Source organism: Cupriavidus sp. GW822-FHT02D05 (assembly GCF_058802485.1).
Map to the genome: position 1 here is coordinate 36793 of NZ_JBXAOE010000049.1, position 10464 is coordinate 47256.

Annotated in this window: 9 protein-coding genes; 5 read left to right on the forward strand and 4 right to left on the reverse strand. The window is 66.4% G+C overall.

Going from position 1 to position 10464, the window contains the following annotated elements:
• Positions 1 to 178 precede the first annotated feature (178 nt).
• From AC1RQK_RS38125 to AC1RQK_RS38135, 3 genes are all read left to right on the forward strand, one after another.
• Positions 179 to 1138 (forward strand): phosphatase PAP2 family protein, encoded by a 960-nt coding sequence (locus AC1RQK_RS38125; RefSeq protein ID WP_150988522.1) that lies wholly within the window; start codon positions 179 to 181, stop codon positions 1136 to 1138.
• A 1001-nt stretch (positions 1139 to 2139) separates the two neighbouring features.
• Positions 2140 to 3231 (forward strand): YjgN family protein, encoded by a 1092-nt coding sequence (locus AC1RQK_RS38130; protein WP_492814639.1) that lies wholly within the window; start codon positions 2140 to 2142, stop codon positions 3229 to 3231.
• Positions 3232 to 3300: 69 nt separating this feature from the next.
• Complete coding sequence (locus AC1RQK_RS38135; protein WP_492814650.1) at positions 3301 to 4470, forward strand: M48 family metallopeptidase; 1170 nt, start codon at positions 3301 to 3303, stop codon at positions 4468 to 4470.
• 3 nt (positions 4471 to 4473) lie between these two features.
• Here AC1RQK_RS38135 and AC1RQK_RS38140 read toward each other — a convergent pair whose 3' ends face one another.
• The gene (locus AC1RQK_RS38140) at positions 4474 to 5523 is read right to left on the reverse strand and encodes a LysR substrate-binding domain-containing protein (RefSeq protein WP_492814641.1); all 1050 of its coding nucleotides are present in this window, start codon (positions 5521 to 5523) and stop codon (positions 4474 to 4476) included.
• A gap of 77 nt (positions 5524 to 5600) precedes the next feature.
• On the opposite strand from AC1RQK_RS38140, the gene AC1RQK_RS38145 reads away from it, so the two are divergent.
• Positions 5601 to 6890, forward strand: a complete 1290-nt coding sequence (locus tag AC1RQK_RS38145) for an MFS transporter (RefSeq protein WP_492814643.1) — start codon at positions 5601 to 5603, stop codon at positions 6888 to 6890.
• Here the strand turns inward: AC1RQK_RS38145 and AC1RQK_RS38150 are convergent.
• The 3 genes from AC1RQK_RS38150 to AC1RQK_RS38160 are packed head-to-tail and all read right to left on the reverse strand — an operon-like array spanning position 6880 to position 8879.
• Positions 6880 to 7383, reverse strand: a complete 504-nt coding sequence (locus tag AC1RQK_RS38150) for a TPM domain-containing protein (RefSeq protein ID WP_492387222.1) — start codon at positions 7381 to 7383, stop codon at positions 6880 to 6882. The two genes, AC1RQK_RS38145 and AC1RQK_RS38150, sit on opposite strands and share 11 nt — an antisense overlap.
• 6 nt (positions 7384 to 7389) lie before the next feature.
• Complete coding sequence (locus AC1RQK_RS38155; RefSeq protein WP_492814645.1) at positions 7390 to 8244, reverse strand: TPM domain-containing protein; 855 nt, start codon at positions 8242 to 8244, stop codon at positions 7390 to 7392.
• 14 nt (positions 8245 to 8258) lie between these two features.
• A complete protein-coding gene (locus tag AC1RQK_RS38160; protein ID WP_183035167.1) occupies positions 8259 to 8879 on the reverse strand; it encodes a LemA family protein in 621 nt (206 codons plus the stop codon).
• A 424-nt stretch (positions 8880 to 9303) separates the two neighbouring features.
• Here AC1RQK_RS38160 and dapA point away from each other — a divergent pair, with 424 nt between their 5' ends.
• Positions 9304 to 10245: a 4-hydroxy-tetrahydrodipicolinate synthase gene (dapA, locus tag AC1RQK_RS38165; protein ID WP_492814647.1), complete on the forward strand. Its 942-nt coding sequence runs from the start codon at positions 9304 to 9306 to the stop codon at positions 10243 to 10245.
• Positions 10246 to 10464: the final 219 nt, after the last annotated feature.

Here is a 10464-nt window from a genome sequence, read left to right on the forward strand (position 1 = left end):
GCGGAATTGCCCCAGGCAACCGGCGGTCAGGGAGCGATACTTGGGCGCCTAGTACTTTGGTAGTCCCACGTAGAGTCGATGCCGGACGCAGCCCGACTAAGCTATCTTGCATCCAGTACCTCGCCTGAGACGAGCGAGCGGGGCGCGCAGCTGGATGAGTCCGGGGAGGGGCTGCAAAATGAAAATTGGCGACAGGGTCTTCACGCGCGGTGACGCGATCAGATGGATGATCGTGCTCGGGTTTCTGGTTCTGGATTCGATCTGGCTCGCGGTAAGCGGGCGTTCCGTGGCCCATGCCAGCTTCGTTGCCATCTGCAGGGCCGTGGCGATGCTTGCCGCCATTGCGCTGATTCTCAGCTTGATCGCGGGCATGCCGCGCGTGACAGCAACATCGCGCGGGCTGCACTATCGGCGGCTGGCGCTAGTGGCGCAATGTGGCGCTCTGCTGGTGGCCTTCACCAATATCATGAGCGTGATGTCTTATTTGATGATCACGCTGGCCCCGCCTCTGGTGGATGCCAGGCTGGCCGAGTTGGATAAGCTGTTGGGTTTTGACTGGCCGCAGGTCTACAAATGGGTCAGGGCGCGGCCCGCAGTGACTCTCTTTCTGCAGTTGGCTTACGCCAGCGGCCTGGCTCAGCTGCTCCTGGTTCCCATGCTGACCGGTCTGGCGGGGCGGGCCGAACATTTGCGTGAGTTCATGTCAAACATGATTCTCTCGTGCACGCTGCTGTTGCTGATTGCCGCCCCTTGGCCAGCCGCCGGGGCTTACGTCTCGTTCGGCGTAGCAAGCGCCGCCGAGATGGCCAGCGTTTCACACTTCAACGTATTACGTGCCGGAGCGATGCAGGTATTCGATCTCGCGCACGTACAGGGGCTGGTGTCCATTCCGTCCTATCACACCGCCATGGCGCTGATCTTTGTGCAAACGATGCGCTGGACCCGCACCGGGTTCGTGGTCGCATGCCTGTTGAACCTGGCGATGATCCTGTCGACGCCGACGGAGGGGGGGCATTACCTCGTGGACGTCGTGGCTGGCGTGGGATTGTGGGCCCTTACGGCAGGCTTGCTGCGCGTATGCAGAGCGGCCAAACCACAAGTGCTCGACCAACACGTCGCCCAGCCGCAGCCTCTCTGACCTTCCGGAGCCGCGAGATAGTGCGGCGGGCCGGTTCCGCCGTCCCGCTGGAACCGAGCCCGCGCCTGAAAGAACTGCAAAGCAGATAGAAATCGCCGCACCGGCAGCGTTTCTGCTGCCGTGTGCGGCGTGGGCCATGGATTCTGAAAACTGCGCTGGCCCGGCGCTCAACCTCCCCCGCGAAGCAAGCCCTGTCACGGCCACTGCTCCACTCCCCGTTCAAGTTTGATTATCGTGATGCCGCGGCTGGTGGTTTTGCACCGCCTTGTCGCTGGCATCCCTGGCGTACCGTATTTGCTGACATCGACTATCTTTTCGGTCGCTCTGCTCTTTGTAACGAAGACAAGAGCGACGAACGTGCCATGGTTTGTAAGTTACTGATTTTTTTAAGAATGCAATTTACGAGCTTGTTACATTTTGCGTTTCTTGTAACAAAGTGTTTCCCTGTCGTTACTGCTTTCGGGGCCGTTGTGTGCGCCGCAGCACGGCAGGCATGGCAAAAAGCGACGCTCTGTCTTCTCTCAGATCACCATAAGTGGCGAAAGGGAGGGGCGAGGTGTACTTTGCTGCGTCGCCCGGGAACAATCCAAAGGGTATTCGTGAGAACGTATTCGGGTGGTGGAGCAGTCGTCGCACGAACGTGCGAATCGTTGCAGTGGTGATACAACCCCGCGCAAATAGGCTGTGCACAATGGTGCCCACCGACTGCCGGGGGGGAGGGCTAGCGGCGTACCGCACGCGCCAAAAGCATGCGCCGGCGACAAAAGATGTAGCCGGATCGGTGGGTGAATGTGGGCTAACTCACATTGGCCCAGGCTTTTCCTCGCCCTGTTGGATGAGTAGGGAACTTCCTACCATGCCGGGCGAATACGATCGATTTGGTTGCATTCCTGATACATTGCTGGCCGCTATGCCGGGATAAGAGATATCGTCGCGCGGCGTGCGGGCACCGCGGTTAGCCGGCGCATCGCCAATTTGCACAATTCACGGGAGAAAACAGGATGCAGCTAGACAACAACGCGTTCCACGCGCCGGCATATGAGCAGCCGGCCGCCACGGTGCGTCCTCTGCGGTTCGAGTTCATCGGCTCGGGCTCCGAGTTTTTCCGCATCTGGATCGTCAATACCTTGCTGACCATTGTCACGCTGGGCATTTATTCGGCCTGGGCCAAGGTTCGCACGATGCAGTACTTCTACCGCAACACGCGGCTGGACGGCGCGAGCTTCGACTACCACGGCCGTGCCTCGGCCATCCTCAAGGGCCGAGCCATTGTGTTTGGCCTGGCGATGGTGTTCCAGCTTGCCAGCCACATTTCCCCGTTCCTGGCATTGGCGCTGGGCCTGGCTGTGGCGGTGGTGTTTCCGCTGCTGCTGGTACGGTCCCTGCGTTTTCGCATGGCGAACTCCAGCTACCGCGGCCTGCGCTTCGCCTTCACCGGGAGCGATGCCCAGGCCTACAAGGTGTTCCTGCTCTGGCCCGTGCTCACGGTGCTCAGCCTCTATGCGCTGGCGCCGCTGGCGCACCAGCGCTTCAAGCAGTACCAGCATGACAACACCCGCTTCGGCACCGCGCCCTTCGGCATCAGCGCGAGCGCGGGCAGCTTCTATGGCGTCTACCTGCGCGCATTCGGCATGATGGTGGCGGTCGTGGTGGGGATGAGCGTGGTCGGCAGCATGCTGGGCATCGGCGCCGAGATTGGCGCTGGCGTGGGGGCGGGCATGGGCGGGCCGGTGGTGGGGGCGATCATGGCTGTCATTGGCTTTTTCGTGGCGATGATGGCGATCGGCCCCTTCTTCATGGCGCGGTTGCAGAACCTGGTATGGAATCACACCACGCTGGCGCCGCACGCGTTTCGCAGCGAGGTCAAGGCGGGCCGCCTGTTGTTTATCTTCGCCACCAACATGATCGCCAATGCACTGACGCTGGGCCTGTTCCTGCCGTTCGCGCGCGTGCGTTCGATGCGCTACCGTATCGAGAGCATGACCATGCTCGCGGCGGGGCCGCTGGACGCCTTCGTGGCCGGCGAGACGCAGCAGGTTGGCGCGCTGGGCGACGCCGCGGTGGACTGGTACGACATCGACATCGCACTGTGACCGCGCTGTGACCACAGTCATCGTAGTCATCGCCGTGCCAGCCTCGTTTACTTCGATACCAAGGCCTTGATGCAGGATATCCCCGACGCCACGGCCACCGCCCCGGTAGCCGCCACTTACTTCGACGGCCGCTCGTCGCGTGCCCATCGGGTGATGCTGTCCATCGAAGGGCGCGATGCGGTGCTGCGCGAAGCCGATGGCACGGTGCTGCGCCGCGCGCCGCTAGCCGCGCTGCGCGTCTCCGAACGGGTCAAGCGCGCGCCGCGCCTGGTCACGTTTGCCGACGGCGCCTTCTGCGAGGTCACCGACCACGCCGGCTTTGCCGCATTGCTGGGCGCCAGCGGCCACCGCGAGGGCTGGGTGGTGCGTGCGCAGAACAGCTGGCGGCTGGCGCTGCTGTCGGTGCTGGGTCTGGCCGCGGCGCTGCTGCTGGGATATTTCTACGTATTGCCTTGGGGCGCCGGCATGGTGGCGCGCAGCGTGCCGCCGGCGCTGGAAGCCCGCCTCGGCGAGGCCACGCTCGCCAGCATCGATCAGGGCCTGCTCATGCCCTCGGCCCTGCCGCAGGCGCAGCAGCAGCGGATTCGCGCCGACTTCGCCGCGCTGGAGCGCCCGGCCGATCCGGGCCACGAGTACAAGATCCTGTTCCGCCACGGCGGCAAGCTCGGGCCCAACGCGCTGGCCCTGCCGGGCGGCACCATCGTGGTTACCGATGAACTCGTCAAGCTGACCGGCGTGGGCCCGGGCCTCATGGGCGTGCTCGCCCACGAGGCCGGGCACGTGGCCGAGCGCCATGGCCTGCAGCAGATCCTCCAGGCCTCGGCGGTGGGCGCGCTGGCGGCCTATTTCTTTGGTGACTATTCCACCGTGCTGGCAGGCGTGCCCGCCGCGATCCTGACCCTGCGCTACTCGCGCGACCATGAGCGCGCGGCGGATGCGTATGCGGTGGAGGTCATGCAGCGCAACCACTTGCCGGTGTCGGCGTTTGCCGACGTCTTGCAGGCGCTGGAGGACGCCCACGCCCGGCAGGCGCAAGTCCAGGCGGCCAAGGCCGACGGCGGGGGTGACGCCAGCGCGCCAGCCGCCTCCGGCGAGCGCGAAACCAAGCGGGAGCGCCGCAGCCGGCGTGCCGCGGAGGATGGCGGCAACAACGGGGATGGCGACGATGGCGACAGTTTCTTCTCCACCCATCCGCTCACGCGAGAGCGCATCGAGGCGCTGCGGGCGGCCGGACGCTAAGTCTCAGGCGCCCGGCTGCGGTGCATTGGGCTGAGGTGCAGCAAGCGGCGCGCGCAGGGCGATGGCCGCCACCTGGCTTTGCAGCCAGCTATGGAACCGCAGGATGGCCTTCTCGCGCGGGTTGCCTTCGCGCCAGGTCACCCAGTAATGCAGGCTGGACGGGATGCGGGTGGTGCCGATCTGCACCAGTTCGCCGCTGGCAAGGTAGTCGCTGGCGAGTTGCAGGCGCGCGGTGGCCACGCCAAGTCCTGCCACTGCCGATTGCAGCATCATGCCGGCGTCCTGGAAGATCGGTCCGCGCTCGGGTTCCGTGCCAGGCAGGCCGGCGCTTTCCAGCCAGTCGCGCCACGGTCGCAGTGCGAAGCGCAGCATTGGCAGGCGCGGCAGGTCGGCCAGCGTGAAGCCGGGGTAGCGTGCGAGCAGTGCCGGGCTGGCGACCGCGATGACATGGTCTTCGATCAGGTTGTGACAGGCAAAGCCGGGCAGGTCCACGCGCTGGTGCCAGATCCCCACGTCCACCGAGTACGGATCAGGCGGCGTGATCTCGGCGTGTAGTCGCAGGTGCAAGTCCAGCCCCGGCAGGGCCGCGTGCAGGCTCGGCAGGCGGCGGATCAGCCACGCGTTGGCCAGGTCGGCCATGACGCTGACTTCCAGCCGCACCACCTGCGGGGCACCACCGTTGCTGGCCTCGCGCAGGCCGTCTTCCAGTTCCGCCAGCCCGTCGCGAATCCGCTCGGCCAGCCGCGCACCGACATTGGTCGGCATCATCAGGTGGCCGGTGCGCTGGAACAGCTTGGTGCCCAGCTTGTCCTCCAGCGCGCGCAGATGGTGGCTGATGGCGCTGTGGGTCAGCGCCAGTTCCTCCGCAGCGCGCGAGAAGCTGCGATGGCGGGCCGCGGCCTCGAGCGCCCGCAGTGCCTGCAGCGCGGGCAGGTGGGGGGCGCGCTGCGAGCGCAGCGGCTCGGGTGGCGGGGCGGGTTCAGCCGGGCGGGTGGGCAAGCTGGGCTGGCCGGACAGGCCAATCTTGGTAGGTTTGGGGTGTCGGGAGGTCATTGCCGTCAAATTCTACTCACAATTGCGGCGGGTATCTTTCGTTGGTGTTGCACGCGGCGACTGACGACAATGCAGGCATGAATTCTGCCAATGTATCCACCCCTGCCGCTGCGGCGCCGTCTCCTGCTTCCCAGACTGGCGATCCTGCGCTGGCGGCTGCCCGCTGGCGCGTGCTTTGCATCTTTTCGCTGGGTTTCCTGGTTTCCTATATCTTCCGGGGCGTCAACCTGGGCTTCGCGCCGCATTTGATCCGCGAGATGGGGCTGGGTGCCGCCGACCTGGGGCTGCTGACCAGCTTTTACTTCCTGGGGTTTGCCTGCGCCCAGTTACCGGCTGGGCTGATGCTCGACCGCTTTGGCCCGCGTCGCACCGAGGCGGCATTGCTGCTGGTGGCGGTGGCTGGCGCGCTGGTATTCGCCTCGGCGACCAGCATGGCCGCGCTGGCGGCAGGGCGCTTGATGATCGGCGTGGGCGTGTCGGTTTGCCTGGGGGCTGCCATCCAGGCCCTGTCGATCTGGTTCCCCCTGTCGCGCATGCCCTTGCTCAATGGGGTGGTGATGGCGATCGGTGGGCTGGGCGCCGTCGTGGTGGGCGCGCCGCTGGGCTGGCTGCTGTCGTGGACCGACTGGCGCACCGTCAGCTATGGGCTGGCCGGGTTGACGCTGGCCATGGCGGCGCTGCTGTGGCTCGGCGCCCCCGAGACCAGCCGCGCTGGCAAGCAGCGCCTTGCCGAACAGCTGCGCGGCACCTGGCAAGTCTTTCGCAATGCGCGCTTTTTGCGCGTGGTGCCGCTGGCCCTGCTCAATCAAGGTGTGTTCCTGGCGGTGCAGACGCTGTGGGTCGGTGCCTTCCTGCGGGACGTGGCCGGCTATTCGCCGGAGCAGGGCGCTCGCCTGGTGTCGGTGATCGGCTTTGCCATGATGGGCGGCTGCGTGTGCGCCGGCTGGGCCGCGCGCCATCTTGAGCGTGCCGGCGTGAGCCTTTACACCTTCGCCGGCGTCGGCATGAGCGGGTTCATCGTGATCCAGTGCCTGATCATGGCGGGTGTGCCGCTGCCGCCGGCGTTGCTGTGGGCGGCCTATGGCGTGTTCGGCTCCAGCGGCATCCTGGCCTATGCCGTGCTGGCGCGCAGCTTCCCCGATGCGCTGATCGGGCGCGCCACCACGGCGCTGACCTTGACGGTGTTCCTGTCCACCTTTGCCTGCCAGGTTGGCATCGGGCTGGTGCTGGACCTCTGGCCCGCCGATGCGGGCCGCTACCCGAAGGCGGCGCACCTGAGCGTGTGGGGCGGGCTGGTGGCGCTGCAGGTACTGGCCGCGCTGTGGTACATGCTGGGGGCGCGTCGCGCAAGCAGCGCTACAGCATGACCGGGCGGTCGTCGAGCTCGTTCGGATTGGGCCGGTCGCCCGAGGGGAAATGCTGCGCCAGCTGATGGTGGATCTTTTCCACCGCCGCCAGCACGGGTTTGACCGATAGCTCCCGGGCCAGCCCGCTCGCGAGTTCGCCGCAGATGGCGCGCCAGGTTTCCGGGGCCACGCGGGCATCGATGCCACGGTCGGCCAGCAGCTCTACCGCGTGATCCGCCAGGTTGATATAAAGCAGCACCCCGGTGTGGCCTTCGGTGTTCCACACCTCCAGCGCGCCGAACAGGGCGCGGGCACGGGCGCGCGGGCTGGTGCCGGAGAAGGCCAGCGCCAAGGGCAGGCTGGATTCGATCACGACACGGACTTCGCCGTGATGCCGCTGCTCGCCGGCGCGCACCGCCTGCTGCAGTTGCTGCTGGGCGTCGGCGGGGAAGAGTTTGCTGGCGGCGCCGGGGCGCGTGCCGAGATGGCGCAGGGCGCGTTTGAAGTGTGGCATGTGTCGTTACCAGTTGCCGGAGGCGCCGCCTCCGTCGAAGCCACCGCCGCCGCCGCCACCGAAGCCACCGCCACCACCTCCTCCGAAGCCACCGCCGCCGCCGCCACGTCCCCAGCCGCCACCCCCGAGACCGCCAAGGGTGCCGCCCAGTCCGCCGGCAGCCGCGTCCCAGCCGCGCCCGCGCGTCACGATCCGCGAGCCGCCCGAGCGGCGGGCCGCGGAGATGAAGAAGAACAGGATGATGGCGAGCGGGAACAGCACCGGCAGCCAGTCGGTCCACGAGCCGCTCTGGGCGGCCTTGGCGCCGGCCTGCGGGCCGGGCAGGGCTTCCTTGTCGATGGTGGCCTGGATCGCCGAGACGCCGGCCGCGATGCCGCCATAGAAATCATTCTGGCGGAAGTGCGGCGCCATCACGTCCTGCAGGATGCGCTTGGACATGGCGTCGGTCAGCGAGCCTTGCACGCCGCGCCCCACTTCCAGGCGCATCTTGCGCAGGCCGGGCGGGTTGTCCTTGGCGATCAGCAGGATCACGCCGTCGTCGATGCCCTTGCGCCCGGCGCGCCAGGCGTCGGCCACGCGGATGCTGTAGGCATCGATGGGCTCGGGATCCGTGGTGGGCACCATCAGCACGAAGATCTGGCTGCCGCGCTGCTGCTCGTACTCTGCCAGCACGTTTTCCAGCGCGCTGCGCTGGCTGGCGCTGAGCGTGCCGGTGAGGTCGGTGACCCGCTGCGTGAGCGGCGGCACCGCGACAAAGCCGTCGCCGGCGGCCATGGCCGGGAACGCCAGCAGCGCGCCCAGCCACAGCAGCAGCGCCAGCATGGCGGCTGTCCAGCCACTGCGCTCAGAGGGATTGCGCATAGGTATGTCCGGGGTCAGAACTTCACCGTGGGCGGTGCCGAGATGGCCTTCTCGTTCTCCACCGTGAACGACGGCTTGACCGGGTACTTGAAGATCATGGCGGTCAAGTTGGTGGGGAAGCTGCGCGCCAGGATGTTGTAGTCGCGCACCGCGGTGATATAGCGCTGGCGTGCCACCGTGATGCGGTTCTCGGTGCCCTCGAGTTGCGATTGCAGGTCGCGGAACGACGCATCGGCCTTGAGTTGCGGATAGTTCTCCGACACCGCCAGCAGGCGCGACAGCGCGCCGCTCAGCTCGCCCTGGGCTTGCTGGAAGCGCTTGAAGGCTTCGGGGTCGTTGAGGGTCTCGGGCGAGACCTGGATGCTGGTGGCCGCGGCGCGGGCCTTGGTCACGGCTTCCAGTGTCTCGCGCTCATGCGTGGCATAGCCCTTGACGGTATTGACCAGGTTGGGGATCAGGTCGGCGCGGCGCTGGTACTGGTTGATCACCTCGCCCCAGGCCGCCTTGACGGCCTCGTCCTTGGACTGGAAGTCGTTGTACCCGCAGGCGGACAGCAGGCTTGCGCACAGGGCCAGCATGAGCCAGCGCAGCACAGAGCGCCCGCAGGACAGTGACAGGGAAGGGGATGCGCGCATCGAAGACTCCGGAATTCGTGGAGTCCCCAGTGTAGCGCAGGGGCCGGCCGGCGCAAGCGAATCGGCCCGGGTGCGGTTGACGGCAGGCCGGCCGTCCCGGTAGATTGTCGTTTCTGCCGTGGTTGCCACGGTGTGCTCCCATTCAGCCCCAACCTGCCATGCGCGCTGTTTCGTCGATTTCCGCACTTGTTTGCCCTGCCTCGCAGCGGCAGGTGCCGGCGCGCGCCAAAGCCAAAAAACAGCCGCTCGTCTGACCGGGGCGCTGCTTCCGTCAGATGAGCGACGGAGCGGCACCTGCGTACCAGCGTACAGGGGCGAGGCCAGGTTTGAAGGTTCAGGCTTTCCCACTGCCCCACGCGGGCTCATCTGCCACCCGGCGCGCTTCTGCACGGTTTTTATTGACCGGTCGTACAGGAGTGATTCGATGCAAACAGTAGATCAAGCCCAAGCCCAACAAGTCCAACAGGATTCGCAGGCACAACACGTCTTTTCAGGAATCTGGCTGCCATTGGTGACGCCATTTGCCGACGGTTCGGTCGATTTTCCCGAGCTGGCCCGCCTGGTGGTGCACTACGCCGGCAGCGGCATCGCGGGGATCGTGGTGTGCGGCAGCACCGGTGAGGCGGCCGCGCTCGATGAGGCCGAGCAACTGGCCGTTCTGGATACGGTGCTGGCCAGCGCCGGCAGCTTGCCGGTGATGATGGGCGTGGCGGGCAGCCAGCTGAAGCAGGTGCAGGCGTGCGTGCGCCGGCTGGCTGGGAGGCCGCTGGCCGGGCTGCTGGCGCCCGCGCCTTATTACGTCCGTCCGTCGCAGGCCGGCCTGCTGGATTATTTCCGCATGCTGGCCGACAGCGCCCCCGCGCCGCTGGTGCTGTACGACATTCCCTACCGGACCGGCGTGAAGCTGGAGACGGAAACCATCCTGGCGCTGGCCGCGCATCCGAATATCCGCGCCATCAAGGATTGCGGCGGCGATTACCAGGGCACGCAGGCCGTCATTGCCGACGCTCGCTTGAGCGTGCTGGCGGGGGAGGATCACCAGTTACTGGGCACGCTGTGCCTGGGTGGCACGGGCGCGATCATCGCTTCTGCGCATCTGTATCCGGCGCTGTTCGTGGCACTCGCGCAGGCGGTGGCGGGGCAGCGGCTCGAGCATGCGCGCCGGCTTTTCCATGCCGTGATGCCGATGATCAAGCTGCTGTTCGCCGAGCCCAATCCGGGCCCGCTCAAGGCCATGCTGGCGCGCGAGGGATGGTTGCGCAATGAGCTGCGCGCGCCGATGACGCCCGCCAGCGCCGCCCTGGAGGTGGCGCTGGCGCGGGCCTGCGAGCGGCTTGGGGCGGCTGTTCCCGAGTTGCTTGGCTGACTTGGTGGGCGTTTGAGTTATCGAGTTTCAGGCTCTAGCGGTTAAGGGCGACTGCTTAACTGCAACTGCAACTGCAACTGCAACTGCAACTGCAACTGCAACTGCAACTGCAACTGCTGTTTCACCACCCCTTCGGGGCGGCAGACCTACTTTCTTGTCTTGCCAAGAAAGTAGGCAAAGAAGGCGCGCCGGATGGGGCGACTACCCCCTCGGGCTTCG

What these genes read in the sequence shown, in the direction of transcription:
- AC1RQK_RS38125 (WP_150988522.1), top strand. Translation starts at nt 179, where the DNA reads ATGAAAATTGGCGACAGGGTCTTCACGCGCGGTGACGCGATCAGATGG.
- AC1RQK_RS38150 (WP_492387222.1), bottom strand. Translation starts at nt 7,383, where the DNA reads ATGCCACACTTCAAACGCGCCCTGCGCCATCTCGGCACGCGCCCCGGC.
- AC1RQK_RS38145 (WP_492814643.1), top strand. Translation starts at nt 5,601, where the DNA reads ATGAATTCTGCCAATGTATCCACCCCTGCCGCTGCGGCGCCGTCTCCT.
- AC1RQK_RS38130 (WP_492814639.1), top strand. Translation starts at nt 2,140, where the DNA reads ATGCAGCTAGACAACAACGCGTTCCACGCGCCGGCATATGAGCAGCCG.
- AC1RQK_RS38160 (WP_183035167.1), bottom strand. Translation starts at nt 8,879, where the DNA reads ATGCGCGCATCCCCTTCCCTGTCACTGTCCTGCGGGCGCTCTGTGCTG.
- AC1RQK_RS38135 (WP_492814650.1), top strand. Translation starts at nt 3,301, where the DNA reads ATGCAGGATATCCCCGACGCCACGGCCACCGCCCCGGTAGCCGCCACT.
- dapA (WP_492814647.1), top strand. Translation starts at nt 9,304, where the DNA reads ATGCAAACAGTAGATCAAGCCCAAGCCCAACAAGTCCAACAGGATTCG.
- AC1RQK_RS38155 (WP_492814645.1), bottom strand. Translation starts at nt 8,244, where the DNA reads ATGCGCAATCCCTCTGAGCGCAGTGGCTGGACAGCCGCCATGCTGGCG.
- AC1RQK_RS38140 (WP_492814641.1), bottom strand. Translation starts at nt 5,523, where the DNA reads ATGACCTCCCGACACCCCAAACCTACCAAGATTGGCCTGTCCGGCCAG.